The organism is Bacillus mycoides (assembly GCF_018742245.1).
Taxonomy (GTDB): Bacteria; Bacillota; Bacilli; order Bacillales; family Bacillaceae_G; genus Bacillus_A; species Bacillus_A cereus_U.
In genome coordinates this window covers 1,152,033-1,167,896 of record NZ_CP036132.1, presented here as the reverse complement: position 1 = coordinate 1,167,896, position 15,864 = coordinate 1,152,033, and the positions used below count along the sequence as shown (strand labels likewise).

The window sequence follows — 15,864 nt, the reverse complement described above, 5'->3', positions numbered from 1 at the left end:
ATATTAATAGCCTCTAAGAGCAAACTGAATATACAAGTAAGTACCAACACCATAAATAACAAAAGCAACTATAGTAATTAGCCAATTTTCACTATTTTTTTGTACATACTTCGAGAATGCCCAAATAATAAGCAAAATAAGCAATTGGATTGCCGTCACTTTTGATATAGCAATTATAGTAGTTTCCGTAACAAATATTACCCATGCCCCGAACAACATACGGATACCAAAAATAATCGTCCCAATACGTGTTTCAGTATATTGTTTATTTATATTTATAAAAAATATATCTTGCAACATAACAGTTAATGTTAATACAGCTACTAAAGCCAAGATAGAAGCAAATTCTAAAATTTCTATAAACACTTTTAGTCTCCCTTCATTAACGTCTTCCCACTGCATTCGAAATCTTCATAAGTTTCGCTGTCGTTGAATTTTTAAATGCTTTTTTGCCCTTTTCATTCCATCAAGTCTAGCACCTGGGTGCCTTTCATTTAACCTCGACTCTATTAATACCCATCACCTTACCTCAATGAAATAAAATATAACGGACACCATTACAAAAGATAATCCAAATATCAATAGACGGATCAATATAGAAATTGATGATAGTGGCGTAAAATACAATGCATAGAGAACAGCAAACGGAATGAAAAACATAGCTAATGAATACACCTTACTCCGAAAAAGGCCATTACTATGATTCCGTACATCCATATTAATCGCTCATCGAATTCATTCATCCTATCACTCCTCTTAAATCGCTTTCCGAAACCTATAGACATCTAGCATTCTGCTAATTGATCTTACATAGACTTTCCTACTGTTGCCATAGTAGCAGGAATGTATTATTTAAAATAAAAAAGTGTATCCCAAAATCAAACTACCTGTTTAATTTTTGAGATACACTGAATCAGCTTTTCTTTACTTCTCTTTTTCAAAAAAGCCAGCTATGATAAAAAGCACACATAAAGAAAATACAACTAAACATTTAACCTTCCAACTAAAAAAATCAAAATAAGAAGTAAAAGCTATCAAAATCATATAAACGAATAATATTAACGCTACACTCAATCTCTTATATTCTTTTGCCCTCCAAGTAATAATTACAGCGTATATAATCCAACCAAAAGCAAAAACACCATAAATAATTTCACTACTAGACATATACCGCTCCTATCTCTTACTTTTCCTAGAGTTTCTTTTAGGATTATAATTTTTATATGCTGTTTTATAACCTTTATAATATCCATCTAAAAACACTCCTGTATCTGGAAGAAATCCATATATCCCCAAAGCCTTACTTCCCCTCATAATTAGTGCTTTAGTCGCTGTTTTTTTCGCATTATTCACAACTGCATATTTTCCGACTCTATTTCCAACTTTTACGCTACCTGCTTTTTGTTTTGATTGTTTTATAGATCCGGACCAACCTGCATATCCAGCTATTCCAAAAGGCATGACCTTACCAGCTCCAGAAAAATTAAAACCATAGCTCTCAGCCCAACTTTTTATTCCCGCTCTTACTCCCCTAGAGTTGGCATAAGCTGTTCTTTTATCATAAACCCACAATTGTGTCGTCCCCCAAGGACGATATGCCCAATGCCCATCCGGATCCACCATCATCACCGGATTATTATCACCATACGTATATCCATTCATTGTAACCGGATCATCCTCATCACCCGGATCAGGATCTACCGATAAGAACACACCATGCTCAGGATTATAATAACGTGCCATCAAATAATACATGCCAATTTCTTTATCATACATGTATCCCGCATATCCAAATGGATTGTCTGCTGCGATACCTTTCGTATCACCCTTTAACACATTACCTCATGCATCATATTCATACGTTGCAACAACTTCTCTATTTTGATCTGTCATCGCAACTACATCACCACGAGGGTTATAGTGGTAGTATAACGTTTGTCCTTGCGATTTCATTGCTAGACGTGTACCACTTGTAGAATATACATATTGACGAAGGACTTTTCCACTTCCATCTGTTTCATACAATGGATTGATACTATCTCCATCATAGAAGTAGCGTGTTACGGTTCCACCTACATTCTTTTCAATACGGCGATTATCATCGTCATATTTATAAGTTGCAAATGCATCGCTCTCATCCTGTTTCGTAATCGCTACAATCTGGTCATCTTCGTTCCACGTATACTTGTACTTTCCATCTGATGTACGATTTCCATTTGCATCATACGTTAACAATCCATCCCTAAATTTTACAAGTTATTTTCCCATAGCATCAGAAGCACATATAAGGTTTGCTGTTTATTTAAAATAAAAAAGTGTATCCCAAAATCAAACTATTTGTTTAGATTTTGAGATACACCGAATCGGCTTTACTTTTCTTTTTCAAAAATACTAGCTAATATTCCACTAATCATCAAAGCGATTAGTATTAATATATTAATTGTATTACTAAAGAACGACCTATATGGAGTATAGGTTGCTATGAATATATATATTAGACTCACCACTAACACCGTTACCACCTTATAGTGTCTCTTTTTTAACACCATCGCTAATACAACTACAATTAAACCAACATTATATACACCAATATTTCCTACATTTTATAAACTTCTTCTACACTGTCATAGCATACATAATATGAAAATAACAGCTAAGACCATAAATAATAAGTGCCATCATTGTAATATACCACTTTCCCCCGCACTTCTTTACATACTGCATAAGCCCCCAAAGGCAAAGTAATATAACTGATTGAACTACTAAAATTTTTAATGTCCCCAATAGTGTAGCTATCATAGAATAGGTAATCCATATACTCAAAAATGAACGTATAACTATAACCGCAGCAGCGATTTTTTGATAATAAAATGGTTTTATACTACCCGCATAGTAATCTTGCAAAAGAATAACAGACGCTATTAAAATATTTAAAACAAGAATCACAATAAATTCCAAAACCGCTATCAATTCTCCTTCTTTAAATTTATTTACGCTTTCCTATCGCATTAGAAATACGCATTAACTTTGCTTTTGTAGAATTCTTCCTCGCTTTAGCTATACTCTCTAACCTCGCTCCTGGAAGCCTTCCAAAATGTTTTTTCGGATTTTTAGCCAATCGGGATACATTACGACCGACCTGTTTAAACGGGACAGTCACTCTTCCTTGGATAGTTTTCCCCAGAAGTCTTGCCCACCTTTCATAGGAGCTATAAAACCTAAAACTCTCCCTACTCCTCCGAAAGCCAAACCACGTAAAGCACCTGTCCCTGTGGCTTTTAAAGCACCTTTCCAACTATATCCACTCTTCCTGTTTTTGTATAAATAAGAAGCTAATCCAAAACCAGCACCCATTGCTGCACTTGCAACCCACCATGGAGCATGCCCATCAGGATCGATCTTCATTACCGGATTATTGTCTGCATACGTATACCCATTCATTGTAACCGGATCATCCTCATCACCCGGATCAGGATCCACCGATAAGAACACACCATGATCTGGATTATAATAACGTGCCATCAAATAATACATGCCAATTTCTTTATCATACATGTATCCCGCATATCCAAATGGATTATCTGCCGCGATACCTTTCGTATCACTCTTTAATACGTTACCCCACGCATCATATTCATAGCTTGCGACTATTTGTCCGTTTTTGTCGGTCATCGCTACTACGTCACCGCGCGGATTGTAGTGGTAGTATACCGATTGATCTTGTATTTTCATTGCTAGGCGGACGCCGTCTTTGTTATATACATATTGACGGAGGACTTTTCCACTTCCATCTGTTTCATACAATGGATTGATACTATCTCCATCATAGAAGTAGCGTGTTACGGTTCCACCTACATTCTTTTCAATACGGCGATTACCATCGTCATATTTATAAGTTGCAAATGGATTACTCTCATCCTGTTTCGTAATCGCAACAATCTGGTCATCTTCATTCCATGTATACTTGTACTTCCCGTCAGATGTACGATTTCCATTCGCATCATACGTTAACGATTCGTTTCCGAATTTTACAAGCTGATTTCCTTCATTGAATGTTGCCGCTATAGACTTTGTTTCTTTTCCATTCTCTACAACTTTCACACTTGTACGGTTGCCAAATCCATCATATGTGTACGATTTACTTGTTCCGTTTTGTAATGTCTCGTTTAATAGTTGGTTGATCGGGTCATATACAAAGTTTGTTTCTGTTACTTTTCCGCCCGCACCTTCATGTTTAATCTTCGTACGGTTACCCGCTTGGTCATATTCATATCGTTCAGAAAGTAGAATACTGTTTGACGTACCTACTACTAAATCTTTAATTTTGTTCGCATGGTCATAGTTGAATGTAGAACCTGAACCATTTCCGGCTGTATACGTACGAACATTTCCTTGATCGTCGTAATCAAATCGATACGTTTGAGAACCGTCTGTCACACGAATATTTTGATCTAACGTGTTGTAGTCATACGATACTTTATTTGTGTATCCACCTTGCGTTACTGTTTGTTCTTTTAGCTTTTCTGTCTTACTGTTTGCTTTGTCATGATACGTCCAGTCAATCTTTCCGCCCCGGCTATCCGTTGCACTTGTCGCGCGGTCAGCCTTATCGTATGTTTTTGTACGTTCTACACCGTTGACATGGTCTTTTACTTTCGTAACTTGTCCATTCTGATCACGTTCAAATGTAAATGAATCTTTTCCATTTCGCTTTTCACCAATGACGCGATCTGCTGAGTCATATACAGATTCTAAAATAGAGCCGTTTGGCATTGTTGTTTTAATCTTGTTTGCATTTTCATCGTACGTATTTTCAATACGACGGTTTAATGCATCGATATACACTGTATTTTTATTATCTACATCATATTCATATTTGTGTGTTTGTGTTTTCCCACCAAACATGACAGATTTCTCTGTTGTATTTCCATTATGATCATAAAGATAATTTACAGAAGTACCATTTTTCAGGGTAACCTTTGTTAATAGATTATCTTTATTGTAATCATATAATTTTGTATTTCTTTTTTCATCTGTCTCGCTCTTTTTATTTCCTGATGCATCGTACGTGAATGTATTTTTTTGCCCCTCTTCATCATATGCAGCAACAACATTTCCGTCGTTGTCGTACTCATTTTTAATAAGAGCATTTCCTTCTAATAAACGAACATCATCAAACCATACTTTTCCTTTATTATTGTTTCTAAATAATAGGTACACTTGAATCCGCTTAATTGGTTTCTTAGCTGGAATGACAACCGCACTACGGTTCCAATCATTTGTCCCACTTGGGAATTTCGCTTGATAATTTTCACCGCTGCCATCTTGATAATGTACATCTGCCCAAACAGAGTAGTCTCTAGATAATTTATCTGTAGCATCATTTTCTACATTTTCAGATTTAGACATTCCTGTTAGCGTTAATGTTTCTGCCTTTTTCTGATTTAAGTCTATATGCTGACCATATCCTATATTTGAACCACCGTATTGGCTACGCTCTAATAAAATAGATGAACCTCCTGTAAAACTTTCCTGATGAGAAACATCTTTTGGATCACAACTTGTCCCGTCTCCTCGAATCCATCCAGGAATACATCCTTGTTCCGTTACATTCTCTACACTACTATTTGTAATAGGATTGAAACTAGAAGAAACTTCTCCTTTTTTAAAATAATCCCCAACAATTCGAATAATATCAAGAAAATATCTAATTTTCAATTAATTTGTCTTTTTTTACAAAAAAATGAAATAAAAAAAGACCTATTTTCCTCCTAACAAACTAGAGAAAAATAGATCTTTTTCATTCACTTTATTTTTTAAAGTAAGTCCAGCCTTCTTCTTGGTAAATCTTTTCTTCTTTCATCAGTTTACCAAGTGCACGCTTAAAGGCAGCTTTACTCATATTGAAACGTTCTTTAATGTCTTCTGGGTTGCTCTTATCCCAAAACGGCATCGCTCCGCCTCGTTCTTCCATATATGCATAAAGTACTGCTGCATCATCTTCCATTCCTTCTTCTTTACGAGGAAGAAGTGAAATGTTGATTGTACCGTCATCTTTCACGTCAATGATACGGCCTGTTACGCGCTCACCGATGCGGACTTGTTCTTTTCTTTCTGTATGGTGTAAGAAAGCACGGAAATGCTCGTCAGTTAGTATGAATGAACCAACTTGAAGTGAGCGATACACACGTCCATTTACATTTTTATTACGCATAGATGGCGTTGCATCTACGATAATTTCTTGCATATCACTGTCTCTTGCCGGAAGAGCAATTAAACGATCACGATTCGTTAATTTTAACGTACAATATAATTCGTCGCCTTCCTGAGGCCATACTGGCATATAAATTGGAAACTCATCAAGTGGAATTAGTATATCTTTTGATACACCAATATCAACAAACACACCTAAACTAGGAATAACTTCTACAACCTTTACCCAATTCCAATCATGTGTTGTAATAATTGGTTCCTTCATTGTTGCTGAAATACGATTTTGGTGATCAAGGTATAAGAATACATCAATCGTATCGCCTTCTGCAATTTCTCCAGCTAATTCGTTTTTATGTAGGAAGATTTCTTCCTCTTCGTTTCCAACCATATATCCGATTTCCGTTTCGCGTAAAACAGTTACCTGTTCAATCGATCCTAATTGCAAATACATATTTTTTAATTCCCTTCTATATATATAAAGTTATCTTTTTTATCATTCCAAACAAAAGTTAATTATAACACGATTTTTCCTTTATTTGTCCAACTGCCCAAAATTCACTATAATTAAATAAAGACTTTATCTATAGGACTATATTACCCTACGGATGATCCGTCAAAACACTTAAGTTGCAACACTCTATCTAATCGATGTATTTTCCGCTATACTTTAATATGTATATTACATAGCCTATTTAGGTGCATTAAAAGATAGAAATTTATTTGGAGGTGCTAACTATGGCAAAAGACAGTTCTTTTGACATCGTTTCGAAAGTAGAATTACCTGAAGTAACAAACGCAATTAACATCGCATTAAAGGAAATCCAAAACCGATATGACTTTAAAGGTAGTAAAAGTGATATTAAATTAGAAAAAGAAGTACTTGTTTTAACTTCTGATGACGAGTTCAAATTAGACCAAGTAAAAGACGTTCTAATTTCTAAACTTGTAAAACGTAACGTTCCAATTAAAAACTTGGACTACGGAAAAGTTGAGGCTGCATCTGGTAACACTGTTCGCCAACGTGCAACTCTGCAACAAGGTATCGATAAAGATAACGCGAAAAAAATCAACAACATCATTAAAGAAATGAAATTAAAAGTGAAAACACAAGTGCAAGATGACCAAGTACGCGTAACAGCGAAAAGCCGTGATGACTTACAAGCAGTAATCGCAGCCGTTCGCAGCGTTGACTTACCAATCGACGTACAGTTCATTAACTATCGCTAAAAAGAAAACTCCTCTCATTAGAGGAGTTTTTTACTTATTAAGGGTTATAACATTTTAAGTTGTACACATTTTTAAGAGCAACACATTATCGCTTTATCAAATGATTTTTCTGGAATATAAACTTTATCATTTTCAACTTTGTATTTAATATTACTTCGCTTAAGAACCGCTGTATCAACAGAATGAACACTATCGCCCCACCGAACAAATTCCCCATCGTCACCGTTGTCCCAAAAATGCAAACTTACGAATACGATAAGAAGACATACAGTGAAACTTTAATCAGTGGGGGTTTTGTTCATCCCCACTGATTATTAGCCCGCACCAATCGGGCGTTTACGGGCAGTTGATCTCCCACCTAACTTCTTTGCTCCAGCCGCATTTTGAGGTGGGAGTTTTACTGCCCACAAATAGCGGGATAAACATAGAGCGAACCACTTCTTTTTCTCAAACATCTCACCTCATCATAAACTATCAATTTAGCACAAAAGAGAGCCCCCTCATTTCCTCCTCTTTTTAACCACAATTAAAAATGCAATAAACAATACATTCACACCGACTATTAAGGAGATAAATAACCAATTCACACCAGTTTCTTCGCTAACTTTATACACATTCGACTCTTCGCGCTTTAAAACAAGGTAAAATTTTCCGTTTTCTTCTCTTATAATTTCGTCTTCTAACAATCCTCTTAACTCTTGTTTATCACCAATTGCACTTACAGGTAAGGAAACTTTTTGCGTTTCTTTCGTATTATTAATCGCTACTAATGTTACTTCGTCTTTATACTTTCTTTTTAGTATACTCATTCCATCTTTATCATATAGAAGTTCAAACGTACCGCGTCGTAAAGATGGTCTCGCTTGTCTAAGTTCACCTAGCTTCGTTATATGCTGCATAAACTTTTCATCCGATTTGAAATCCATTAATCGTCTATTATCTGGAGCATCCCCTCCATCTAATGCGATTTCAGTTCCGTAATAAAAATTCGGTATCCCTGGGGATGTATATAAGTAAGTGAGCGCTAGTTTTAAACGAGACGGCGGGTAATACATATTTTCTTTTGCAATACGCGCAAATCGCTTTGTTTCTTGATTATCTAAAAACGTAGCGAATTCCTCTTCTCTTCCGCTCACATCATATAAAGGTTTCACAGACATATCTGCTTTTGAAAATGACTCTACTATTTTTTTATAGTACTCATTATCTTCCTTTGTCATAATGCGAAAATCTTTCTTTACCTTCTGCAAATCCTTTTGCACTTCATCCCAAAAAGTACGCGGCTTTTTTTCACTATGTATCACATAACTTCCGTCTAAATCGACTTCCTTTATCCACCATTTCATCGAGTCTATTAATCTTTGTTCATTTTCTTCATACGGAAATTGAAAGACAACTTTCATTCCTTTTTGATGAGCCTCATTTACAAGTTCTTTCACATCATTTTCTGTTCCGAAATGTTCATTTACTTTTTGAAAGTTTTGAACGCCTAATCCATCATACTTTTCACTTTCAAAAAGCGGAGAAAGCATAATAGTAGTAAATCCCATTTCTTTTATGTAGTCCAATCTTTTTATAATCCCTCTTATATCTCCGCCCTGATACCCTTCTAAATTACCAACGTCTAACTGTTTGTCATTTTTCGGTTCTCCGTTATTAAAGCGATCAGTCATAATGGAATATATAACTTCATCTCGCCATTCCCTTTTTTCTTCCGCAAAAGTATGTACTGGTACAAACAAAATAACAGCTAAACAAAAACAAATGAATAGTTCCTTAGTCCATATTTTTTTCACACGCATCCCCCAAACTTCCAATTGTAAGAATATTATACCAATTTTCAGAACAAATCGCATACGTTGATTTTATTCCTCCAAAATACCTAATGTTAGGTTTTCTAACATAACTTGAAAAGTTTTCTGAATTTTTAGTTGATTTTTCTTTTTATTTCGAATATGATATGAAACATAACAAGTCGATGTTATTTTTTCTAACATCATAGGAGGAGAGAGAATGAATACGGGAGATACAGTTTTTATTTTTGTAACCACAGTAATGGTCATGTTGATGACACCAGGATTAGCACTTTTTTACGGGGGTATGGTTCGCAGTAAAAACGTACTCAGCACGACCATGCACAGTTATAGCGCAATGGCTATCGTTTCGATTCAATGGATTGTTATCGGTTATTCTTTATCATTCGGACCAGATTGGCACGGACTTATCGGCAATCTCGATTGGTTCGGTCTAAACGGAGTTACCTACGCACCAAACCCAGACTACTCATCTACTATTCCTCACAATTTATTTATGATGTTCCAACTCATGTTCGCTATTTTAACTCCCGCTTTAATTTCAGGGGCATTCGCCGAAAGAATGCGATTTTCTGCCTTTCTTATTTTTATCCTTCTTTGGACAACAATCGTTTACAATCCTGTCGCTCATTGGGTATGGGGCGTTGGCGGATGGCTGAGAGAACTCGGCGCATTAGACTTCGCTGGCGGTAATGTCGTTCATATCACATCTGGCGTTGCCGGTCTCGTATTAGCTATCTTCCTAGGAAAACGAAAAAACATAAGCGGTACCTCTCCTCATCATTTACCATTTACAATGTTAGGCGCAGGCTTACTCTGGTTCGGCTGGTTCGGTTTTAACGTCGGTAGTGCATTATCTTTAAATGACGTAGCTTTAACTGCATTTATTAATACAAATATAGCCGCCGCTGCCTCAGCTCTAACTTGGATGCTTTCTGAATGGTTCTTCCAATCAAAGCCGACTGCGATGGGAGCTGCTTGCGGGGTTGTTTCTGGTTTAGTCGCAATTACGCCAGCTTGCGGATTCGTTACACCTTTCTCCGCTCTTCTTATCGGAGCAATTGGCGGTATATTATGCTTCGGCGCTGTCTTCTTCTTAAAAAACAAATTCGGATACGACGATACACTCGATGCATTTGGATGCCACGGCATCGGAGGAACTTGGGGCGGTATTGCAACTGGACTATTTGCAACTACTACTGTAAACGGTGATGGCGCTAACGGATTATTTTACGGGAATGCTGCACTTCTTTTCAAACAACTTGTAGCGATCGGGGCAACATATGCATTCACGATCATAATGACGTACGCCATTATTAAAGCCATTAACTTTTTCCTCCCTGTTCGCGTCGATGAGCATGAAGAACAAATGGGGCTTGATATTTCGATGCACGGCGAGAAAGCTTATGAGTATACTGAACGAGTAAATTAAATAAAAAGAAATGGAATCTATTAATAGTAGATTCCATCTCTTTTTTATCGCACTGGACGGCATACCCCACCCTGTATTTCGTGAATATATCAACGTTTTTTTAATATATCGATTTACCAACAAATGTCGACATGACAAAAGCGAAGAATACCCCCTAACGCTACAAGTAAAATAAAAAGACGACCGAAAATTCTTCCAGTCGTCTTTTCCTATTTATTTCGGAGTATTCCCTACATATTGCGTAATATCAACATTTAATGCCTGCGCTAAACGCATACCGTACTCTTGATCTGCACGGAAGAAGTTACAAACAGCTAGTAATTTCGTGCGTTCATTTACGTCTTTTAAGTCATTTGTTAAGTTTGCAATTAAGTTATCTTGCTCTTCTTTAGAGAATGAACGGTAACGCTCACCCGCTTGTTTGAAGTCATTTGGTTTCTCAATTTTTTCACGAGATACGTAGCCTTCTACTTTCATAGTTGAATCGCGGTAAGCTGGATCTTCAACCGGATTTTCAGTATGGCGACTCGGTTCATAGTTGATTGTAGATGGGTTTTGATCCACTTGCATCGCACCATCACGTTGTTGGTTACGAACAGCTGCGTACGGGCAGTTTACAGGAATTTGTAAATAGTTTGCACCAAGGCGATAACGCTGCGTATCTGGGTAAGAGAATAAACGACCTTGTAATAATTTATCTTCAGATGGTTCAATACCAGTTACAGTTGCACTTGGAGAGAACGCTACTTGCTCTACTTCCGCGAAGAAGTTTTTCGGATTACGATTTAACGTCATTGTCCCTACTTCAATTAACGGGAAGCGATCTTCTGGCCATACTTTCGTTGGATCTAGTGGATCGAAATCTAAAGAATCCGTTTCATCTAATTGCATCACTTGTACGTGTAGATCCCACTTCGGATAATTTCCTTTTTCAATCGCGTCGAATAAGTCACGAGTTGCATGATTGAAGTCTTTTCCTTGTACTTCTTGCACTTCTTTTGCACTTAAATTACGTACACCTTGCTGTGGCTTCCAGTGATATTTAATGTAAACAATTTTACCTTCTGCATTAATCCATTTAAATGAATGGACACCGAAACCTTCCATTTCGCGATAGTTTGCCGGTGTACCATAATCAGAAAATACCCATGTCATCATATGTGTAGATTCTGGAGTTAACGTCATGAAATCCCAGTAACGATCTGGCGTTTGAACATTTGTATCAGGTGCTGGTTTTAAAGAATGCACCATGTCAGGGAATTTAATTGCGTCACGAATGAAGAACACTGGTAAATGGTTACCTACGATATCGTAGTTTCCTTCTTCTGTATAAAATTTAACAGCGAACCCGCGCGGATCACGAGCTGTCTCAGGAGAACCTTGACCATGAATAACCGTTGAAAAACGAACGAATACAGGCGTTTCAGTTCCTTCATTTTGTAAAAAAGCCGCTTTCGTATATTGCTTCATGCTGTTTTTCGTTACGAATACACCGTGAGCACCTGCACCACGTGCATGCACAACACGCTCTGGAATACGTTCACGATCAAAGTGTGCAAGTTTTTCTACTAAATGATAGTCTTCTAACAATACCGGTCCACGGCGACCAGCTGTACGAGAATTTTGGTTGTCTCCAACTGGAGCACCTTGGTTTGTTGTTAAGCGATTATTTGGATTCATCAAGGGGGATCCTCCTCTTTCTTTCACAGTAATTATTATTTATTTAAAATTATTATAAACTAAATCCTTGTCAACTATTTCCTTCATTTTTTTTGGAAACAACTCCAGTTAAACAATCGATAAATACAGATTGTGCATTGAGCATATTCGGTCTAAAATATGCGGCATTTAATTCATCAGTTACAACTTTACATTCATAATGGTTGTCATATAAAGTGAAACTTTAATCAGTGGGGAGTTACGGACAGCCTACTCCCACCTAACTTCTTTTCTCCAGCTGAATTTTGAGGTGGGAGTTTTATTGCCCACAAATAGCGGGATAAAACTTCTAAATAGGGCAATGCACTTTAAACCTAGGTAACAAACAAATTCATACTCTGTAAACATTTTATTCATTGAATCTGTTAATTTATGCGCCTACTCTTTCGTTATTTTCGCAAGCGGTGAAATTCCACCAATTGCTTTATACCGTTCGATTAACTCTTGGGGTGCTTCTTCAGACGGCTTATGCCCGTGACGAAGGTGAGTATAATACACCTCTACATCACCTAATGACTCTGGCGTTCCATACACCATCACAAGCAAACCTATTTTCTTATTCGTCATCTATATGACAACTCAATTTTTGAAATGAGAATCTTTTTCAAGAACATTTGTTTTCAAGTATAACAAGCAATAATAAATACGTCAAAATAATAATTATAAATAAGTATTATTTCTAATATAATTTTGAATTTTATATGATAATTAATTTAATAAAAAAGCAGCTCACAACAATTTGCAAGCCGCCCTTTTCCCTATTCTTTTATATTCACCCCATACTCTTTAAACCAAACATGAATTTGTGCTAAATGAGCTAAAAGTTGAGGCCCTGTCATTAATTGACCAAACCATGGCGTTCGGAATGCACTTCCGCCCGACTCAATCAACCCGCTCAATTGCTCCTTATCGAACAATTCATGCAAAATTGAGCCTTTATCCGTTAATAAATCTTGGAGCCATACTGTGACTGCTTTCGTATAGTGCGGATTATGTGTTTTCGGATACGGGCTTTTCTTTCGATACAATATATCATTTGGAAGTAATCCTTCTAACGCCTTACGCAATAGACCTTTTTCGCGGTTTTTATACATTTTCATTTCCCAAGGAATATTCCACGCATATTCGACAAGTCGGTGGTCCGCAAATGGAACGCGTACTTCTAAGCTTGCCCCCATACTCATACGGTCTTTTCTGTCTAATAATGTTGTCATAAACCATACCATGTTTAAATAAAATAATTGTCGTCTCTTCGCTTCTAATGGGCTTTCTCCCTCTAAAATAGGAACTTCTTGAATGGATTCTTCATAGCGTTGTTGCACATATTGTTGTAAATTTAATTTATTTCTCCATTCTTTCTTTAGAAGTTGTTCACGCGCTTCTGTAGAACGCATCCACGGAAATGCACTTGATTGTAAATCATCTTCTCTATAAAACCACGGATAACCACCGAATATTTCATCTGCACATTCTCCAGATAAACCGACGACGAAATCTTGTTTTATTTCACGGCAAAACCATAATAATGACGAATCAATATCTGCCATACCAGGCAAATCACGAACGAGTACTGCTTCTGTTAAATACTGTGCTAGTTGTTCATTTGAAATAACGCAGCGATGATGGATTGTTTGAAATGTCTCTGTCATTAAATTAATAAATGGAGCATCTGAATTCGGCTGAAACGCATTCGCTTTAAAGTATTTTTCGTTATCTTCATAGTCAACAGAATACGTGTGTAATTGCCCTTTTCCTGATCTTTCATACTCTTTTGCAGCTATTGCTGTTATAGCACTTGAATCTACACCGCCTGATAAAAAAGCGCATAGTGGTACGTCAGAAACTAATTGTCTCGTAATCGCATCTTGTAATAAAAAACGAGTTTTCTCTACTGTTTCTTCAAATGAATCTTCATGTTTTTTACTTTCCACATTCCAATATCTCCATATGCATAAACCGTCTTTTGAGAACGTCATCGCATGACCCGGACGCAGTTCTTGAATACCAGCATATATACCGTGACCAGGTGTTCTAGATGGGCCAAGGCCGAATATTTCCGATAATCCCTCTAACGTTACTTCCGCCTTCACATCTGGATGCGCTAGTATCGCTTTTAATTCTGAACCAAATAATAATCGTCCGCTATCATATTTATAAAAAAGCGGTTTTACACCTAATCTATCTCTCGCAATAAAGACTCGTTCATTTTTCTCATCCCATACTGCAAACGCATATATGCCGTTTAAATGATCAACACATTCTTCTTTCCATTCAATATAAGAGGCCAATAGTACTTCTGTATCGGAATGCCCTTTAAATGTATAACCTCTTCTTAATAACTCTTTGCGAATATCTTCTGTATTGTAGAGCTCTCCGTTATAGCAAATCGCATAACTAGTTTCATCTTTCAAACAAGTCATGGGTTGTTTACCACCTTCAGGATCTACAACGATTAACCGTTTATGCCCAAATGCGACGTTCCCTTTAATCCAAACTTTATTATCATCCGGACCGCGTTTCGCTAGCGTTTCCGCCATCTTCGTCACGATGTCCCTTTCCCCTTCTAATGAGCGTTTATAATCCACCCATCCTGTAATCCCGCACATAAAATCATCCTTCCTAATCTAATATCTGTTTCTGAACGTGCAGTAATCCCCACCCTATGAGTGCGGATACATAAAAACAACAAACTTGACGATAACTAACTATCCATATATGGAATAGCAGTTTCACAGTGTAAAGCGTGTTTTATTGTATGCCCACCTCTCTTTAGGTGTGTCTAGTTATAAAGAACGTACGAACTGTCCATAACAAGAATAACTATTTCTATAAAAGGAGAAATGAACTATGGTACAACGCAAACATATTTTGTATAACCAACCGCGCGCTCATACAGTCGGTAATGTCGAATATATAAACAATGAATGGGTATTCTTTGATGATGAAAATGATGAAGCTTTTCTATTAGAAGATATTGCTGAAGATGGTTTTGAAATTTTATATAACAACAATTGGCTACCAGCTCGTTTTTATGAACAAGACATATTACAAATTGCAAATGAACAACATTCTCTCCAAAACGGGGAAATGATACGAATTCGAAAAAAATTACTTCTTAGCTATAATGAATGGCTTGAGGAATTACCTGACTCTGTCTTTACATTATTAACCGAATCATTGCAATCACTTAATTACTCTTTATATGATTGCATGTATTGTCATAATTATTTATCATTCTTGCCGAAAGATGAAGCATGCGAAGGAGTAAATATTCTTTTGTTCGATAACGACGAAATGATTTGTACATTGCAGCATCATTTCGTACGCCACTCTTCCTCTAATAAAAATATTTTACGATTTACGAAAGTAAACGGAGAAGAGTTGCATCTCGATGCGACATAAAATAAAAAAACCACCTTATCTCCCAAACATTTGAGATCATAAGGTGGTTTTATTTTT

General features: G+C 36.7%; 11 protein-coding genes and 4 pseudogenes. 3 read left to right on the top strand and 12 right to left on the bottom strand.

Going from position 1 to position 15,864, the window contains the following annotated elements:
• Nucleotides 1–3: 3 nt before the first annotated feature.
• The 6 genes and pseudogenes from EXW56_RS05880 to EXW56_RS05855 form a co-directional block, all read right to left on the bottom strand.
• Nucleotides 4–366: a hypothetical protein gene (locus EXW56_RS05880; RefSeq protein WP_002201392.1), complete on the bottom strand. Its 363-nt coding sequence runs from the start codon at nt 364–366 to the stop codon at nt 4–6.
• A 558-nt stretch (nt 367–924) separates the two neighbouring features.
• Nucleotides 925–1,167, bottom strand: a complete 243-nt coding sequence (locus EXW56_RS05875; RefSeq protein WP_002201393.1) for a hypothetical protein — start codon at nt 1,165–1,167, stop codon at nt 925–927.
• Between the two features lie 9 nt (nt 1,168–1,176).
• Nucleotides 1,177–2,256, bottom strand: a pseudogene (locus EXW56_RS05870) (RHS repeat-associated core domain-containing protein); the annotation flags it as partial.
• A gap of 360 nt (nt 2,257–2,616) precedes the next feature.
• On the bottom strand, nt 2,617–2,970 hold the full coding sequence (locus EXW56_RS05865) for a hypothetical protein (RefSeq protein WP_002201395.1): 354 nt from the start codon (nt 2,968–2,970) through the stop codon (nt 2,617–2,619).
• 321 nt (nt 2,971–3,291) lie between these two features.
• Nucleotides 3,292–4,905, bottom strand: a pseudogene (locus tag EXW56_RS05860) (RHS repeat domain-containing protein); the annotation flags it as partial.
• 904 nt (nt 4,906–5,809) lie between these two features.
• Nucleotides 5,810–6,664: a CvfB family protein gene (locus EXW56_RS05855; protein WP_002011240.1), complete on the bottom strand. Its 855-nt coding sequence runs from the start codon at nt 6,662–6,664 to the stop codon at nt 5,810–5,812.
• A 284-nt stretch (nt 6,665–6,948) separates the two neighbouring features.
• Here EXW56_RS05855 and EXW56_RS05850 point away from each other — a divergent pair, with 284 nt between their 5' ends.
• Complete coding sequence (locus tag EXW56_RS05850) at nt 6,949–7,440, top strand: YajQ family cyclic di-GMP-binding protein (RefSeq protein ID WP_002116984.1); 492 nt, start codon at nt 6,949–6,951, stop codon at nt 7,438–7,440.
• Nucleotides 7,441–7,511: 71 nt separating this feature from the next.
• On the opposite strand, the gene EXW56_RS27530 is transcribed toward EXW56_RS05850, so the two are convergent.
• Both EXW56_RS27530 and EXW56_RS05845 read right to left on the bottom strand, forming a co-directional pair.
• Entirely contained in the window at nt 7,512–7,697 is a 186-nt protein-coding gene (locus EXW56_RS27530; protein WP_232302909.1) for a hypothetical protein, read from the bottom strand.
• Nucleotides 7,698–7,940: 243 nt separating this feature from the next.
• Nucleotides 7,941–9,296 (bottom strand): alpha-amylase family glycosyl hydrolase, encoded by a 1,356-nt coding sequence (locus EXW56_RS05845; RefSeq protein ID WP_002201399.1) that lies wholly within the window; start codon nt 9,294–9,296, stop codon nt 7,941–7,943.
• Nucleotides 9,297–9,453: 157 nt separating this feature from the next.
• Between EXW56_RS05845 and EXW56_RS05840 the strand changes: the two genes are divergently transcribed.
• A complete protein-coding gene (locus EXW56_RS05840; RefSeq protein WP_002158903.1) occupies nt 9,454–10,686 on the top strand; it encodes an ammonium transporter in 1,233 nt (410 codons plus the stop codon).
• 213 nt (nt 10,687–10,899) lie between these two features.
• Here EXW56_RS05840 and katB read toward each other — a convergent pair whose 3' ends face one another.
• The 4 genes and pseudogenes from katB to asnB all read right to left on the bottom strand — a co-directional run bounded on the left by katB (nt 10,900) and on the right by asnB (nt 15,011).
• Nucleotides 10,900–12,366, bottom strand: coding sequence for a catalase KatB (gene katB / locus EXW56_RS05835; RefSeq protein WP_215597566.1), 1,467 nt, complete (start codon nt 12,364–12,366; stop codon nt 10,900–10,902).
• Nucleotides 12,367–12,405: 39 nt separating this feature from the next.
• Nucleotides 12,406–12,583, bottom strand: a pseudogene (locus EXW56_RS05830) (ferrochelatase); the annotation flags it as partial.
• A gap of 113 nt (nt 12,584–12,696) precedes the next feature.
• A pseudogene (locus EXW56_RS05825) lies at nt 12,697–12,972 on the bottom strand (ferrochelatase); the annotation flags it as partial.
• Nucleotides 12,973–13,163: 191 nt separating this feature from the next.
• The gene (asnB, locus tag EXW56_RS05820) at nt 13,164–15,011 is read right to left on the bottom strand and encodes an asparagine synthase (glutamine-hydrolyzing) (protein WP_002201402.1); all 1,848 of its coding nucleotides are present in this window, start codon (nt 15,009–15,011) and stop codon (nt 13,164–13,166) included.
• 241 nt (nt 15,012–15,252) lie between these two features.
• On the opposite strand from asnB, the gene EXW56_RS05815 reads away from it, so the two are divergent.
• Nucleotides 15,253–15,807, top strand: a complete 555-nt coding sequence (locus tag EXW56_RS05815; protein WP_002201403.1) for a DUF2777 domain-containing protein — start codon at nt 15,253–15,255, stop codon at nt 15,805–15,807.
• Nucleotides 15,808–15,864: the final 57 nt, after the last annotated feature.